Genomic DNA, 16,838 nt, shown 5'->3' with positions numbered 1-16,838 from the left:
ACATCAATATTTTAGCATCGCTATAGATTAAAGGGTAGCGAAATAAACAGCGAATAATTCAAAAAGTTACATTTTGTTAAGTCAACAGGGGTAATGTTGAGGCTGCGACATAGACTCCATATGCAAGCAGAAGCATTGCGCCGACCTGACGGAAAATGACTGAGTTTTTTAGGCCTGAAACATAACTTGCACTTACTCCGACTAGTAACATTGAAGGCAAAGTTCCCAGACCGAATGCCAGCATAATTAAGGCACCATTTACAGCACTACCAGATACCGCGGCCCAGGTAATGGTAGAGTAAACCAAACCACACGGTAGCCAACCCCAGAGGAAACCTAAAGGCAGAGCATGTAACGGAGAGCGTAAGGGGAGTAACTTATTTGCCAGTGGCGATATTAGCTTCCACAACCACTGACCGCTTTTTTCGATATAGATTAAGCCTTGCCACCACTTACCTAAATATAACGCCAGCACAATCATAACGACAGCGGAGAGCAGCCTTAACCAGTTAAGGGCTGCATTTTCAGTCATAACGGCAGAAGCGGAAGAGACGGCTCCGCCGACAATCAGTCCAAACAGCGCATAGCTGGTTAAACGGCCGATATTATATAAAGAGACAGTGAGCAACTTTCCAGACGGATTAACTGCCGTCAGGCTCATTGCGGAGGCTATTCCTCCACACATGCCGACACAGTGCGCTGCACCCAGAAACCCAATAAAAAAAGCGCCAAGAAAATCAACGTTCATCTTTGTTTTCAGACTCTCGCTCATCTTCGTCAAACAGTATGCTGTGACCTTGTCGCTCAAGATCTTCAAACTGTTCGCTTTTTACTGCCCAAAGAAATATCGCTACAGCAACACATACCAGAATGATTGCAATAGGGATCAGAATATAAAGACTAGCCATCTTTTTTCAGTAACCTCAAAGAATTTGTTACTACTATAATCGAACTCGCAGACATTCCCACAACCGCGATATACGGAGCGACGTAACCTGCAACGGCGAGTGGCAGGATCAACAAGTTATAGCCTAAAGCCCAACCCAGATTTTGTCTGATAATAGAACGGGTTTTCAATGCCATCTGTCTGGCTAGGCTGATTTTATTTAGCTTGTCACCCAGTAAAACCATATCCGCAGACGCCTTTGCTACATCGGTTCCGCTTCCCATTGCCACTGATAAATGAGCGCCTGAAAGTGTAGGGGCATCGTTAATACCATCACCAATCATTAGAGTAATATCACCGGACTCAAGAGATGTTAGATAATCAAGCTTACTCTGCGGAGACGCATTAGCAACTATATTGGTGATACCGACTTCGTTGGCAACCTTTTCCCCATTGCTACGGTTATCACCGGTCAGCAGGGTCACTTTAATGCCCAGATCTCTTAGTTCACGAATAAACTCCGCACTCTCTTCCCGAACAGGATCACTGTAACTGAATGAAGCGACATGCTCACCGTCAACAGAGAGATATATTGAAGAACTGGCGGAGCTCTGCTCATCAAGGCCAATAAAGCCGGCGTTACCTATTTTGCATACCTGTCCGTTGATATGTCCCTGAATACCAGAGCCAATAACATTGGTTACATCGGTAGCTATTGTATCTTTGCTGTCGTGCTTTTTAAATGCAGCCGCAATAGGGTGATTTGCATGGCTCTCAAGAGCAGCCGCAATTTCAAAGCACTCTTGCTCAGAAAGGGACGAAAAGCACTGCACAGACTGAATTTCAATTTCACCTTTTGTCAGGGTTCCCGTTTTATCAACAACAAGATGATTTACCTTACAGAGGGTTTCAAACACATGAGGCTTTCTCAGTAAGAGACCAAGATCGCCCATACGGGACGTTGCACAGGTGATGGCCGTCGGCGTTGCAAGTGAGAGAGCACAAGGGCAGGTTGCTACCAGAACAGAGAGCATAATCCAGAAAGCATCATCCGGCTTAGTTTGCTGCCAGTACAACCAGGTAAAAAATGCGATTGCCAGAATCACTGCAACGAAATAACGCGCGACGACATCCGCTAGTTCAGCAATTTTCGGCTTGGACATTTGAGCTTCATCCTGCAGCCGGACAATCTTAGCCAACATAGAGTCAGCTTTACTGCTGGTGACCTCAAGCTCAAAAGACTCATCAGTATTGATACTACCTGCATAGACTGAATCGCCCACTGTTTTAACGACAGGAATGGATTCTCCCGTCAGCATGGACTCGTCAACATGAATGCGGCCGGAAATAATAGAGCCATCAGCAGGGATATGTTCACCGGGCAGCACTTTAACCTGATCGCCTTTCTTTAGTACCCTCACTGGCACCTGAGTTCCGCCTAGCTTAGTGGCCATCGCCGGAATAAGCTTAAGCAGATTTGCACTGGCAGCAGCGGCTTTTCTTCTTGCCCGCATTTCCAAAAAACGGCCAAGCAACAAGAAAAAGGTAAACATAGAGACAGATTCGAAAAACACTTCTCCGTTTTCCTGAACCGTGGCAATAACACTGGCGCTATAGGCGAAAATAAGTGCGATGGAAACGGGAACATCCATTCCCAGCGTTTTGCCCCTTATACTTCGCCACGCATTTAAATAAAAAGGCAGGGCGGAGTATACAAGCACCGGAGTGGCGAAAATCAGGCTGACCACCCTGAGATACTGTTTAAACTCTGCATCAAGATCGCCAAAGATTTCAAAGTAGAGTGCAACGGCCAGCATCATAACTTGCATGGTAGCAATACCAGCTATACCGAGGCGGTAGAGGTACTGCTTCATTGATTCATGGTAGGTTGCTTCGTGGGCGTCGGCTTCAAAAGGGGCGGCTTTATAACCCAGTTTATGAATAACAGACAGAAGCTCACTGAGCTTGGTTTTGTCTTCGTTCCAGTTAAGAATCGCGCGATTGGTTGTAGTGTTTACCCTGATGCGGTTAACACCGCTTTGATCATTGACCTGCTTTTCGATTAACCATGCGCAGGCAGCACAAGTTACCCCTTCAAGGGAAAGGGTAACTTCAGAGCTTGACTCATCTTTGCGGACAAACTCTGACTGAACATCTTCATTATCGTAGTTAATTAAAGATTGTAGCTGCTCAGGAACCAACTCTGCTTTTTCTGCAGTTTCGGTTCTGTATTGGTAATAACTGACGAGGCCGCTATCAACAATAGTCTGAGCAACGGCGTGACAACCGGGACAACACATGTCTCTCGGTTGTTCGAATATTTCGACTGTCAGATTCGTGTCTTCTGGTACATCTTCACCACAGTGATAACACGTTTTAGTCATTGAGCTGTCCTAGTTGTCCAGAATGGTTGGCTCATCGGAAGGGAAAGTGACTTTGCCCTGTATTAACCAATCCTTTGAGTGTGGCTGAACTTCAACAAACCAAGGGCCTGTCATCTTTTCATCCATCATAATTCTATAATGACCTTTAGCGTCAGAACTTACTGTTTTACTAAAATCTTTGTCCGCCAGTGTACGGTGACTAAAGGTAATGTTTAGGGCAGGGTAAAACTCTAAATCACCTTTATCAAACTGAACCACGATACTGTTGTTTTCAGAAACAACTGAGGCAGTAAGCGAGAGGCTTTTTGCTGCTTTCATCTTGGAAAGGTCAACGTTAATACCTTTGCCTTTCTTATAATAATCTTCAGCGACCAATGATACAGAGTTTTTCGAAAAAACATATAAAGTTGAAAAACTTGCGATTACAACAGAGGTTGGAAGAAGGATCAGAAACCAAGGCCAGAATTGTTTATACCAGGGCTTAATCATAGGAGTTCTCTACTACTTGAAGGGAGGGTGGTACGAAAAAGCCAGTAACAGCCCCGACAGGGCCATCACTGGCTTTGTTTTTTACTTCTCAGAGTTGCTTAAACCCCAGACATACGCTGAAACAAGCTGAACTTTTTCTTCGCCCAGAATGTCTTTCCACGCAGGCATAACGCCCTGACGACCGTTAACAACTGTCGCTGTTACGTCCGCACGTGTATCACCAAATAGCCACACATTATCCGTCAGATCCGGAGCACCCAGAGCAGGGTTACCTTTACCGTCAGTACCGTGACAGGCAGCACAAACAACGAAGCGTTGTTTACCAGCGGCAGCTTCACGAGCGTTTACGCTACGGCCGGACAGGCTAAGAGTATAAGTAACTACCTCTTTAACACCTTGGTCACCAAGTACTTCCTGCCATGCAGGCATAGCACCGATTCGGCCATTCATAATAGTGGTTACGATAGCTTCCGGCTCACCGCCGTATAGCCAGGCGTTGTCCGTCAGGTTAGGGAAGCCGATCTGTCCGCGGGCATCTGAACCGTGACACTGAGAACAGTTCTGCAGGAACAGACGCTGCCCAACCTTGAATGCTTCAGGATCTGCAGCAATCTCAGGTATAGAGCGAAGTTCAGTTCCGCCATTCTTATACGCTAAACGGTTAAATGCTTCACCAAAATAGGTGTCGGCATCGTCCAGCTCTTTTGCGTATTCATCAAGCAGCTTGTTCTTTTGAGAGTTCTCGATGGAACGACGAGACTCTTCAAGGTTCATTACCTGTTGGTCAGAACTCGTCCAGCCCAAAAAGCCTTTAAAGTTACCTAAACCCGGGAATAGCGCCAGATAAACAGCGGCGAAAATGAAAGTACTGATGAACAGATAACTCCACCATTTAGGTAGTGGATTATTCAGTTCACGGATACCATCATACTCGTGGCCCATGTCTGCGCCGTCTTCTACGCCCATGTTGTCCTTAAGACACCAGACAAGCATTACTCCACAGAAGATCAGAGTAACCAGCGTAATTACAATTATCCATATACTCCAAAACGAGGTCATTAGTTGCTTACTCCTTTGTCTGTCTTGGTCGCAGAAGTCTGCTCATCGGCGAATACCAAATTAGCATCTTCTTCAAAACGAGATTTGCGGCTTTTGCTAAACGCCCACCAAAATATCCCGATAAAGCTAATAAATACGGCAACGGTAAGGATTGAATGCAAAGTTGCTATTGTCATTTTTGCCTTCCTTACTTCATTGCGTGACCAAGAGATTGAAGATACGCAATTAACGCTTCCATCTCAGTTTTGCCTTTAACTTCGCCTTCAGCATTGGCAATCTGTTCATCTGTATATGGAACACCAAACTGATCACGGAACACGGTTAGTTTCTCTTCGATCAGCTCTCCATCAAGAACATTTTCAGCCAGCCAAGGGAACGCAGGCATGTTTGACTCAGGAACCAAGGCACGTGGGTCCATAAGGTGAGCACGATGCCATTCATCTGAATAACGACCGCCTACACGAGCCAGATCTGGACCTGTACGCTTAGAGCCCCACAGGAACGGGTGTTCCCAAACGCTTTCACCAGCTACAGAGTAGTGGCCATAACGTTCTGTCTCTGCACGGAAAGGACGGATCATCTGGCTGTGACATACGTTACAACCTTCACGAATATAAATATCGCGGCCTTCCATCTGCAGGGCAGTATATGGTTTAAGGTTATCTACCGGTTGGTTCGTCTGTTTTTGGAACATCAAAGGGACGATCTCAACCAGAGCACCAAAGCTAATAACGATAACAATTAGAATTGCCAACAAACCTACGTTACGTTCAACCAGTTCGTGGCGATTATTTGAATTAGAACTCATTCATCAATCTCCTATGCCGGTTGCTCGATAGCTTTCAGGCTATCTTTTGGTGCATTAATTGTTTTGTATGCGTTATACGCCATCAGGAACATACCTGACAGGAATATAAAGCCACCGATAAAGCGTACGGTATAGAACGGATATGACGCCTGTACAGACTCTACAAAGCTATAAGTCAGAGTACCGTCAGCATTCACTGCACGCCACATCAGACCTTGCATTACACCAGAGATCCACATAGCAACGATATACAGAACAGTACCTATTGTCGCTAACCAGAAGTGAACATTAATCAGGCTTACTGAATACATTCTTTCCTGACCAAATAGTTTCGGAATCAGATGGTAAACAGAACCGATAGAAACCATCGCAACCCAACCAAGAGCACCAGAGTGCACGTGACCGATTGTCCAGTCAGTGTAGTGGGATAGGGCGTTGACCGTCTTAATCGACATCATCGGACCTTCAAAGGTAGACATGCCGTAGAAAGATAGTGAAACGATCAGGAATCGAAGGATTGGGTCATAACGCAGTTTATGCCATGCACCAGACAGCGTCATAATACCGTTAATCATACCACCCCATGAAGGAGCAAACAGAACCAGCGACATCACCATGCCAAGAGACTGAGTCCAGTCAGGAAGTGCTGTGTAGTGAAGGTGGTGAGGGCCTGCCCAGATATAAAGAGCGATCAGGGCCCAGAAGTGCACGATAGAAAGACGGTAAGAGTAAACCGGACGTTCGGCTTGCTTAGGTACGAAATAGTACATCATACCAAGGAAACCCGCTGTTAGCAGGAAGCCAACCGCATTGTGTCCGTACCACCACTGAACCATTGCATCGACGGCACCGGCATACACTGAGTAAGATTTACCCAGAGAAACAGGAATCGCCAGACTGTTCATAATATGTAGCACAGCAACGGTAATGATAAAGGCACCGAAGAACCAGTTCGCTACATAGATGTGTGAGGTTTTTCGCTTAACTAATGTTCCAAAGAACACTACGGCATAAGCAACCCATACGACAGCAATAGCGATATCGATAGGCCACTCTAGCTCTGCGTACTCTTTACTGGTTGTATACCCAAGAGGAAGGGTAATTGCAGCAGCCAGGATAATTGCCTGCCAACCCCAGAAGGTGAATGGGACCAGAACACCACCGAATAGGCGAGTCTGACATGTACGTTGCACTACATAATAAGATGTTGCAAAAAGGGCGCTTGTTCCAAACGCAAAAATTACGGCGTTTGTATGTAGCGGGCGTAATCTACTATAGGTTAACCACGGCGTATCAAAGTTAAGCTGTGGCCAAACTAACTGAGCAGCGATCAACACACCAACTGCCATACCTACAATTCCCCAAAGTATGGTTACCAGGGTGAATTGACGGACGACTGTATAGTTATAGTTGTGCTCAAGCTGTTGTACTTGGCTCATTTTTTATGCTTCCAATTTTCTGAAATGACTACTTTACTTCTAATTTTCGACTTTACGTCGTAATACATTCCTCAAAGCGACAAAACAATCAGTGAAAAACAGTGAAAGTTCTATCAAAATACTGTTTGGAATGATATTTTCACACGTCATGATAATTGATTTAACATTTTAATGACAACGGCTTAACCTTCAATTTTTGCAATGTTTAGCTATTTATTGTTAAAAGTTTGAAGTTTGTAGCAGGAGAAAGAAATTTTGGCCGCAGAAAAACTGACAAAAGCCCGTTTAGTGCAAATACTCGTCATGATGGCTCTGTTGATTTCAGCATTTACATGGAGAACGATCACACATGTGAAAGAAGACGTTGCTTGCTTTGTTCCAAATCCATGCAACATATCTGTAGGTGGGCAAAAAATAGCGTTCAATCCTGATGAAATTATGCCCGGGAATACATCATATCAAATGGTTTCAAAGGACGGACTAAACCTTCAAATAGAGTCTGGAGAAGGAGTCGTGAAAATGACGGCGGAACGTACAATCATTCATTTCACATCTCAACAGGTTACATTGCAACTCTCGCTATCATCAGAAAAGCGTTATTTGACGATTCTGCACAAAAATTAACCCGTCATAATTAACAAACTTGATCCATTTCAATCTATAACTCTTAACAAATGTGAATTGTCTATTTTATCCGCTACGCTAATGGTTCTATAACTATAAATTTTAGCGTTTCGTTGGGGTAAAAATCATGGATTGGTTAGGTAACTTATCTATAAGGAAAAAACTGCACGTCTTAGTGTTGGTTTCGGTGATCATAATTGTTGCTCTTAGCTTATTTCAGCTACTGGAGCAAAAGAAAAGCTCACTCAGTGAAAGGAAAGGTAAGCTTCAGGCTCAGGTAGAGTCAGCATTAAGTCTGGCGACACATTATTACAATAATTCATCAATTTATGGCGAAGAAGAAGCAAAAAAAAGAGCCATAGATGCCATACAGTCACTCAGATATGACGGTAAAACATACTTCTGGATAACCAGCCCTAGTAATGTTGTGGTTATGCATCCGATTAAACCTCAGCTTAATGGTAAAGACGCCTCAGATTTTAAAGATGGTTCCGGTAAATTCCATTGGCAGGAGATGGCCCAGATAGGTAAAACCAAAGGAGCCGGGTTCCTTGACTATACTTGGAAATCTCCAGACGGCGAGTTATTAGATAAGATCTCCTTTGTTGCTGCTATGCCTGAGTGGAACTGGATTATTGGTACCGGTGTCCTAATCAGTGATATTAATCAGGCCTTTATTTCAGACCTTATTATGGCTGGCATCACAATTGGTATAGCTTTAATTGCACTTGCTATCTCAAGTTTTATCCTTGGCAGAAACATCGTAATGCCAATAGAAAAACTGCTTGGCAAGGTACACCAAATCTCAGACGGTGACTTAACGTTACGCTTAAATACCAGCAGGAAAGATGAAATAGGCGATATATGCCGTGACATGAATGCCATGCTGGAAAAGTTACAGGGTGCATTTACTCTTGCTAATGAGTCTGCAAATCAGTCTACAGATTTGGTTAGTAGTATTGCTTCGTCGAGTGAACAAAGTGCCGTAAGTATTCAGTCACAATATGCACAGTTAGATTTACTTTCTACGGCGATGAACCAGATGACCTCGACCACCGTAGAGGTTTCCCGTAACGCTGAGCAAGCTTCAAACACGACAAATACGGTGGCAGAACAAGCTACAGAAAGCAGCAGCGATATGGAAAAAACCGTTCAGAATATAGAGGATGCGGATAATCAAATGGCATTAACCTCTCAACTGGTTGAACAGCTCAACACTGGGGTTATGAACATCTCTGATGTCGTCACAGTTATCCAGAATATCTCTGAACAAACCAACTTACTGGCGCTAAATGCTGCAATTGAGGCTGCGCGTGCAGGAGAACAGGGAAGGGGTTTTGCCGTTGTTGCAGACGAAGTACGAAACCTTGCTTCCAGTACTAATGAATCTACCGAGCAAATTCAGGCGTCAATTAATGAACTGACTAACAGCGCTCAGGATGCATCTAAAGCCGTCGCCCTTAGCAGGGAAAAAGTTCAGACCTGTGTTAAAAGTTCAGAAGAGACCCGCGACGAGCTGGGAAGAATGGTAGAACTTCTTAACCAGGCTAATGATATGGTGACTCAGATTGCTTCGTCAGCAGAAGAGCAAGGTGTAGTTTCTAATGAGATAAATGAGAACGTCGCCATTATTAATACGTCTGCTAATGAGATGAATAGCGCTGCAACTAATCTGGCACAGCAAAGTCAGGTACTGGTGGAATCATCTAGTGATCTTGCCGAGCACCTGAAGTACTTCAAAGTTTAACCAATAAACTCTGTTATATACGGCCACCAGTTGAATAACCGGTGGCCGTTTTGTTTTATACTGTTTTAGTTAAAGTTTTAAAATCAGACAAATAATGAAAATTGAATATCTTCAGCTCTTTATAAGGGTCGCCTCGACACTCAATATTAGCCAGGCCGGTCAGGAATTAGGTTTATCACCCGCGGTGGCCAGTATGCATATCAATAAACTTGAACAAGAGCTTGGCGCAAGACTTATACATCGTACAACCAGAAAGATATCCCTTACAGAAGAAGGCAGGGCATTTCTGCCACACGCCGAGGAGATTCTGGCCAGTATTGAAGCTGGGCGGGCGTCGGTAGGCAACAGTAACAGTCGGCCACAAGGTGTTATTAAAGTAACCGCGTCTGCCTCATTTGGCAGATTGCACCTAATTCCAAAATTGAAAGGTTTTTTCGAGTTATATCCGGAGCTGTCCGTAAACCTGCATTTTAGTGACACAATGGTCGATCTCGTAGAAGGAGGATATGACGTTGCGATTAGAAATGCAGCACTCAAGGATTCCAGCTTAATCGCTAAAAAAATAGCAGATGACACTAGAATCCTATGCGCATCTAGAGAATATATAGATAAATATGGCGAACCAACGACGCCTGACGAGCTAGAGAACCACCAATGCATCTGCCTGGCCAATCAAGACGTTTGGACTTTCTCTACACAAGAAGGAGAAAAGAACATCAAGGTTTCCGGTTATGTCCGTGTCGATCATGGCGAAGCATTAAGAGATGCCTGTGTACATGGTCTGGGAATTACTAAGTGCGCCAAATGGGTAGCTTACGAGCAAATCAAACAAGGCAAGTTAGTACAGATACTTGAAGACTATCCGCTGCTCGATCAGGCCGCGATCTGGGCGGTATACCCAAGCTCTCGTTTGTTAGCACCAAAAGTAAGGGCATTTATAGACTATTTTTCGCAGTGCTACGGAAACCCGCCGTATTGGGAAACCGAGGTTTAGCTTGTGGTAGAGTGCAGAGAAAGGTGGGATTGATATATCCCACCAGAAACCCTATTTAACAAATCTACGATAAATAAGCTGTACATGCTTGGTTGGTCGAAAATTAATTCATATAGATCATTATGTTAGTGATAAATAATCGTGAATTATGAATATTGCTAGTACATGTACTAGCAATATTCACGGAAAATTAAGCAAAATCCACTTAACGAGTACATGTACATTACAGAACAACCTCTGTATCGGTGAACAGCTAAGATCGAAACTTCAAGTAGTTGTCGGAAAACAATATAGTTAGTAAATCTGTTTATTTTAGGTCAGCTCAGTGCAGGCAGTACAGATGGCCTAAAACACTTCTGCCCCATTCCGTAGCAAGCCCTTAGAGTGAGACTTAACAAAATGTCATTGTTGTATTAGGATGACCTTGTAGTCGCGAGGCACGATTCAAAATTAGCCGCAAGGCAAGTTAAAGAAGGCAGAGTTATCACAACTCTGCCTTTTTCGTATTCGTAGTTTTCAAGCCTAAAGCGCACTTTTGCCCCAAAAAGAGTTGAGCATTCATTTCAGTAACACTCATTTCAGAGTGTTTCACGACACAATAACTAAGCTTAGCTACCGTTCTTATAAGCGAGCAATAAGAGAGCATTGTTTAATGTTTTTGTCGGCGGACAATAAAGTTTGAAACTCTGACAATAAAGTTCGCAACTTTTACATTAAAGATGCGAACTTTTTTGGGGAAGTACTGCTCCTGCTGAAACAGTTTTTTGGACAGAAAGGAGTTAGAGCATAAAGTCCAATCTTCTAAGAAAAAGAACGTGGAACCTTAACCGCTAGTTATATTAATTTTTTGTACTCTTCAACGCTAATTATATTTATATTTGGCAAAATTGATTCAAATATTTTATCGTTACTGACCATAATAGAGTCATGCTCAAACAAATAAACTGTATGCAATATGTCTAATAAGTCATTCTTTGCGGCACTTTCTCTTAAACAGTGTTTCTTCAGTTCGTAAAAATGGCTAGCAAAGAAATACAAGTCGAGGCTGTCATTGTAGTAATCAAGAATTTTTTCATTACTAATATTCTCATCATCAAAAAATGCTCTAAAAACAGCAGGTGCTAACTCTAACTTATGGATCTCCATAGCTACCCTAGAAGGGTGAACGTCTTTCGGTAAGTTTTTTACACCAAGAGGTATATCTGACTTAGGTTCAGCGAACATTGTTTCCCAATCTAGCGTAATATATTCTGGTTCTGGTTTCGGTCGAACATGGCGATGATTTGATTTAGCTTGGAAAGCCAATGTATCAAACTCATAGTTTTCAACTAAAGCTTTGTAATCATCAACATCCGATACTTCATCAGCTATTAAGTTACGTAATTGTTGAATTACCGTATTACTTTGCTCCCCAGTTTCTTCATCAGTAAATGCACTCTTCATCACCTCAAAAGGCATGGCAGGGATTAGACTAAGATCACTACTTACCAAAGTAGATAGTATCTGCTTACGCTTTTGACTATCTGAGCGCTTATCAATGCCTTTTATTAGCTCAAATATAGAAAATAAAGACGTATATGATTGGCTTTTCAACTCTTTATTTTCATCAATTTTCCCCCCCAACGCTCGTAAAGCATTAGTCTCTAGATAATATTTCAAAATATATACCTCTATCAATATAACGCCAATTAGACGACTAAACGTGTTTCTATTTTTTATCTATAAGCGTTGTAGTTTTAGCACATTTATAATTAACAAACAAAGAGTTAGCTCGAAAATCCACTTGATAGGTTGCAAGATTCGCCTTAATAATCTGTAGGCAAGTGGCGTTAGAGGCAATGAGTTCTTTAACGCGTTTTGGGGCAAAAGCTTGCTACAACAAAAGATAGACTAGGACAAAAAGCATCGAAAAGTTTCGAACTTTATTGTTTCTTCTTGCTTTGAGTTGGCCTCTTAAATTTTGATCTTTATTGTCACTTCTTTGCTATAGCGTCACGTAGCAATCAGCCCTGCGAAACAGAAAAGTTTCAATCTTTGTTGTCCACCCACAGTTTTAGCTGATGAGTGGCAACGATTATGCGTGCCAATTACTATTGTTTAGTTTATCCATATGTAACCTGTTGAAATAAAACTATTAGATTATTAACGTTTGGGATAATATTTGAAAGATAATATTGATACTAATAGAGGTTTGCATGGCTGACTTGCGATTGATGTCTGGCGATTTTTTAGCTAGAAAACATGTTGTGTTTATTCATGGATTAGGTGGCAATGCTGAAACCACATGGCAATCAAGTGATTCAGAAAAAGTCTTTTGGCCTAAGTGGTTACATGAGGATATAGAAGATATATGTATATGGTCGATTGGTTACGAGGCTCCTAGATTAACAATGCGAGATTCCGGAATGGGTCTTCTTGATAGAGCGCAAAACGTACTTGAGACACTCTTAGCTGAGCAACAACTAAGTAAGGGTGAGCTAATACTAGTTGGTCATAGCTTAGGCGGACTAATTATTAAACAGTTACTTAGATTAGCAAGCGATCAGAATGGGCGTAAGGGGGCGATTGAACTTATAAATAGAGTTACTGGTGTGGCGTTTTTAGGCTCACCTCATACTGGTGCAGATCTAGCGCAAACAGGTAATTCTCTTTTCGGGCAATTGTTTCTCAAGCTGTTCTTACATCAACCTTCTGCGGCAACTGCCTCACTAGAGCGCAACGATGCCACTCTGCGTGATCTGAATACTTGGTATCGAGGTTGGTGTCACGATAAAGACATTCGGCATTTAGTATTGGTTGAAACCAAGCCATATTTAATATTTGGACGGATTGTTAAGGCTGATAGCTCAGATCCAGGCTTAAAAGAGCGGGTAATTCCAATAGATGCTCATCATATTAATATAAGTAAGCCATCTTCAAAACAAGATGATATATATAAGCATGTTAAGAAGTTTGTGGCTGAAGATACACTATCCAAACAAGCTAGTTGGTTACGAACTAATTTTGGGAGAGATTATAGTGGCTGGGAAGAATATGGTAATTGGGCTAAGTGCCCAAAGGGCACTGAGGAACAATACATATTAGATCAAGCAGTGCGCCTTCACAATTCTTCTTCTAGTGACCCAGAAGGGTTAGCTACAGCTGATGCATTGAATTTACTTCGAAATCGCTTACTCAAAGCTGGCGCGTCTATTCGTTTAGTCGGGCTGTCAGGTGTAGGTAAAACTCGCTTCGTACAAGCATTATTTGATGAGAGAATCGGGGAAAATGCTCTTGATAAAGAGAGCGTGTTCTATTCGGACATTAGTCTATCTCCTTCACCCACTCCACGAGTTTTAGTCGAACGGCTTGTTAGAGACAATATTCAGTCCATTGTAGTAGTGGATAACTGTGCCCCCGACTTGCATCGTGAACTTACCAATTTATGTAAAGATAACAGCAAAGCTAGAATCCTAACTGTTGAATACGATGTTAGAGAAGATCAGCCAGAGGAAACTGAAGTTTATACTCTAGAACCAAGTTCTAGTGAGCTTATCGAAGCAATGATTTCATCAAGATTCCCTCATTTAAGTAAACAAACTACTGAAAAAATCGCTGACTTTTCAGGAGGTAATGCAAGAGTAGCTAATGCACTTGCCTGTACTGTTGAGAAAGATGAAAACATATCCAGATTAAAAGATGAAGAATTGTTTAAAAGGCTATTTCACCAGCGCCATGATTCAGATATTGGCTTGGAAAAGGCCGCAGAGGGGTTATCATTAGCTTATTCGTTTCAGTTGGAATCTGAAGATGATTTTAGTGAAGAATTAAAGTTACTCGGTGGAATAGTGATGCTTCCTCCTCATGAAATGTACAAATTTGCTAAAGAGCTGAAACGACGAAACTTAGCGCAAGTACGTAGCATTTGGATGGCGATATTACCTCACCCTATAGCGAATAGACTAGCCCGTTTAGCGTTGCAGAACGTGCCACATTCAAATGTTGTCAAGTTCATAAACAGCAATACACAACCAAGACTGCTTAAGTCATTTTCACGTCGTATTGGGTACCTTAATGATAGCGAAGAAGCTGTTAAGTTAGCATCATCTTGGCTAGAGGCTGATGGAGTAATAGATCTACTTTTTAAAAAAGGTAATGACGACTTATCGATCTCATTGTTGGTCAATATTGCGCCAGTTATTCCAAGTGAAGTACTCACCTATCTGGAACAAAGAGCAAAATGTGATTCAGCTTTCTTAAATAGGGAGAATCCTCACTACATATCAATTACAAGGCTTCTTCGTTCTCTAGCATATGATGATAGTTTGTTCAGTCAATGCTTTGATCTGCTCTGTCGTTTCGCATTATCTGAAAAAAAGGGAGAAAATAACAACTCAGTTAGAAGCTTACTTTGTAGTTTGTTTCAGCTTTATCTATCAGGTACACACGCTAAAGTGAAACGTCGAGTTAACTGTATTGGTAAACTCATAAACAGCACGAATGAAAACAAAAGAGAACTGGGATATGAGTTACTCAATAGCTCGCTAAAGACTCATCATTTTTCATCAAGTTATGGTTTTGATTTTGGTGCTAAATCAAGAGACTTTGGTTACGAGCCTCAAAGTCGAAAGGATGTGCTTTCTTGGTATCGTGAGTACTTATTGCTTATTCGGAATCTCGCTTCATCAGCTAATGTTATAGATGAGCGTATCAAAGAGGTTTTTGCTAGTCATATTAGGGGGCTATGGAAAATAGCTGAACTACATGATGATCTCGAATCCTTATCCAAAAGCTTCTGTAGCAATGGGGGATGGGCACGAGGCTGGCTGGCTTTAGGGGCAATATTGCGGTTTGATTCAGCATCAATGACCAAAGAGCACAAAAACCGACTTGAAATGTTGAGGGCAAATATGGCGGCTCAAGATCTAGATGGTCAAATGGAGCTATATGTATTTGCTGATAACCATGATTATTTCGGCCTCGATGAGCTAGATGAAGAAGGTGAAACGGTAAAATGGGGCTATGAAAAAGCTCAAGAACTCGCAGAAGAATTAGGCACACATGTTGCTCAAGGACACTATAACTATCTTATAAACAAGTTAGCTAAGATTCTTACAACTATGAGTACTAACAACCACCTATTTAGGTTTGGTTATGGAGTTGCGAGCGGAATAGATGATATTGAAAAGGTATGGGGTGATATAGCCACTTGCCTAGAAAAGCTAGATATCACAAAAGTAAACTCGAACTTTGTCGGAGGGTTTGTTAGATGCGTTTACGACAATGACTCAGATAAAGCACAATGGATTTTAGATTGCTTATTAATCAACGATAAACTAAATCAGATATACCCATTGGTGCAGTTTGATTGCCCTCTAGATGAAGTTGCTGTAGATAGGCTCATAACATCGTTAAAAAACAATTCTTCTCCGAGTTGGATGTACCGAAATATGGCATTTGGTAGACGGCATGAATTAATATCTGACTCTGATTTAATTACTATCTTGGATCTACTCTGGTTGCAACCAAATGGGCACAGCGCAGTTATTAAAATACTAGCTATGCGGTTGCATGGTTTGAAGAAACAAGCCATTTACGCTCCCAGTGTGGATTTGATTAAAAAATGCAGAGAGTTCTTAATCAATCATGATTATAGCCGAGAACCACGCGACCATGGTGGCCGAGATTATTCTTTGACACAGATAGCTAAAGTATGTTTTTTGGAAGATAAGGCCGGAGAAGATGCTAACACTCTGTTCAAAAAATTGTTCGAAGGCATAGCTAGTTATAAAGTTTACGCTTTTGACTATGGGGAGTTTCTATCAACTTTAATCGAACTACAGCCGACCCAAGCCTTAGATGTATTTCTCAAAGATGACAATGTGTCAGGTCAAATCGCAACGAGTCATTTATCTACAAAAACAAGCCCATTCTCTAAGCTCCCTATTGATAAAGCTATAGCTTGGTGCAAGGAATCACCAATATACAGATTTAAAACTCTAGCATCGTCGATTACTCCATATGAGAAGAGTGGTGAGAATCTTAAACTAACCAACTTATCAAAAGCTCTAATTAACAAAAGTCCTGAGCCGTGGTTAGTGATTGAAGCTTTCGAAAGAGCAGCTATCCCAATGTCTTGGAGTGGTTCACGTGCATCCATAATTGAACAGAGAGCTGAAATGTTTGATGAGCTTCTTTCCCATGAAAACCCTGATGTTGTAGAAAGTACCAAAACGATACTTAGCAAGCTAGAAAAGAAAGTAGGACGAGAAAGAGCCGACGAAGAGTTAGAGTCAAGACGATCAGAAGAACGGTTTGAATGGTGAGTTTGGAAGAATACAGCCTTACTTTTGTCCAAAACTGAGCCGGTGAGGAACGAAACCCGAAAACACCGCCAATTAGCTAACTATTTGGATCTATCCAACTCGT

The 16,838-nt window shown here is 42.1% G+C and carries 13 protein-coding genes; 4 read left to right on the top strand and 9 right to left on the bottom strand.

Going from position 1 to position 16,838, the window contains the following annotated elements; translation table 11 throughout:
* Positions 1-76: 76 nt before the first annotated feature.
* From PK654_RS07690 to ccoN, 8 genes are all read right to left on the bottom strand, one after another.
* Positions 77-748, bottom strand: coding sequence for a sulfite exporter TauE/SafE family protein (locus PK654_RS07690; RefSeq protein ID WP_271698678.1), 672 nt, complete (start codon positions 746-748; stop codon positions 77-79).
* Positions 738-908: a cbb3-type cytochrome oxidase assembly protein CcoS gene (gene ccoS / locus PK654_RS07685; RefSeq protein WP_271698677.1), complete on the bottom strand. Its 171-nt coding sequence runs from the start codon at positions 906-908 to the stop codon at positions 738-740. The genes PK654_RS07690 and ccoS overlap by 11 nt, the downstream gene beginning before the upstream one ends.
* The gene (locus PK654_RS07680; RefSeq protein WP_271698676.1) at positions 901-3,270 is read right to left on the bottom strand and encodes a heavy metal translocating P-type ATPase; all 2,370 of its coding nucleotides are present in this window, start codon (positions 3,268-3,270) and stop codon (positions 901-903) included. The genes ccoS and PK654_RS07680 overlap by 8 nt, the downstream gene beginning before the upstream one ends.
* Positions 3,271-3,279: 9 nt before the next feature.
* Positions 3,280-3,759 carry a FixH family protein gene (locus PK654_RS07675; RefSeq protein WP_271698675.1) on the bottom strand — a complete coding sequence of 160 codons (480 nt, stop codon included), beginning with the start codon at positions 3,757-3,759 and terminating at the stop codon, positions 3,280-3,282.
* A gap of 81 nt (positions 3,760-3,840) precedes the next feature.
* Positions 3,841-4,818, bottom strand: a complete 978-nt coding sequence (gene ccoP, locus PK654_RS07670; RefSeq protein WP_271698673.1) for a cytochrome-c oxidase, cbb3-type subunit III — start codon at positions 4,816-4,818, stop codon at positions 3,841-3,843.
* Positions 4,818-4,994: a cbb3-type cytochrome oxidase subunit 3 gene (locus PK654_RS07665; protein ID WP_271698672.1), complete on the bottom strand. Its 177-nt coding sequence runs from the start codon at positions 4,992-4,994 to the stop codon at positions 4,818-4,820. The genes ccoP and PK654_RS07665 overlap by 1 nt, the downstream gene beginning before the upstream one ends.
* Before the next feature lie 11 nt (positions 4,995-5,005).
* Complete coding sequence (gene ccoO / locus PK654_RS07660) at positions 5,006-5,626, bottom strand: cytochrome-c oxidase, cbb3-type subunit II (protein WP_271698669.1); 621 nt, start codon at positions 5,624-5,626, stop codon at positions 5,006-5,008.
* Positions 5,627-5,637: 11 nt separating this feature from the next.
* Positions 5,638-7,065, bottom strand: a complete 1,428-nt coding sequence (gene ccoN, locus PK654_RS07655; protein ID WP_271698668.1) for a cytochrome-c oxidase, cbb3-type subunit I — start codon at positions 7,063-7,065, stop codon at positions 5,638-5,640.
* Between the two features lie 255 nt (positions 7,066-7,320).
* Between ccoN and PK654_RS07650 the strand changes: the two genes are divergently transcribed.
* The 3 genes from PK654_RS07650 (at position 7,321) to PK654_RS07640 (ending at position 10,430) form a co-directional block, all read left to right on the top strand.
* Positions 7,321-7,689 (top strand): hypothetical protein, encoded by a 369-nt coding sequence (locus PK654_RS07650; protein ID WP_271698907.1) that lies wholly within the window; start codon positions 7,321-7,323, stop codon positions 7,687-7,689.
* 127 nt (positions 7,690-7,816) lie between these two features.
* On the top strand, positions 7,817-9,436 hold the full coding sequence (locus PK654_RS07645; protein WP_271698665.1) for a methyl-accepting chemotaxis protein: 1,620 nt from the start codon (positions 7,817-7,819) through the stop codon (positions 9,434-9,436).
* A 94-nt stretch (positions 9,437-9,530) separates the two neighbouring features.
* On the top strand, positions 9,531-10,430 hold the full coding sequence (locus tag PK654_RS07640) for a LysR family transcriptional regulator (protein ID WP_271698663.1): 900 nt from the start codon (positions 9,531-9,533) through the stop codon (positions 10,428-10,430).
* Between the two features lie 834 nt (positions 10,431-11,264).
* On the opposite strand, the gene PK654_RS07635 is transcribed toward PK654_RS07640, so the two are convergent.
* On the bottom strand, positions 11,265-12,089 hold the full coding sequence (locus PK654_RS07635; RefSeq protein ID WP_271698662.1) for a hypothetical protein: 825 nt from the start codon (positions 12,087-12,089) through the stop codon (positions 11,265-11,267).
* A gap of 536 nt (positions 12,090-12,625) precedes the next feature.
* Here PK654_RS07635 and PK654_RS07630 point away from each other — a divergent pair.
* Complete coding sequence (locus tag PK654_RS07630) at positions 12,626-16,735, top strand: esterase/lipase family protein (protein ID WP_271698661.1); 4,110 nt, start codon at positions 12,626-12,628, stop codon at positions 16,733-16,735.
* Positions 16,736-16,838: the final 103 nt, after the last annotated feature.

The sequence above is a fragment of the Vibrio sp. SCSIO 43137 genome (assembly GCF_028201475.1).
Lineage (GTDB): Bacteria > Pseudomonadota > Gammaproteobacteria > Enterobacterales > Vibrionaceae > Vibrio.
This window is presented reverse-complemented; position numbering and strand designations above follow the sequence as displayed.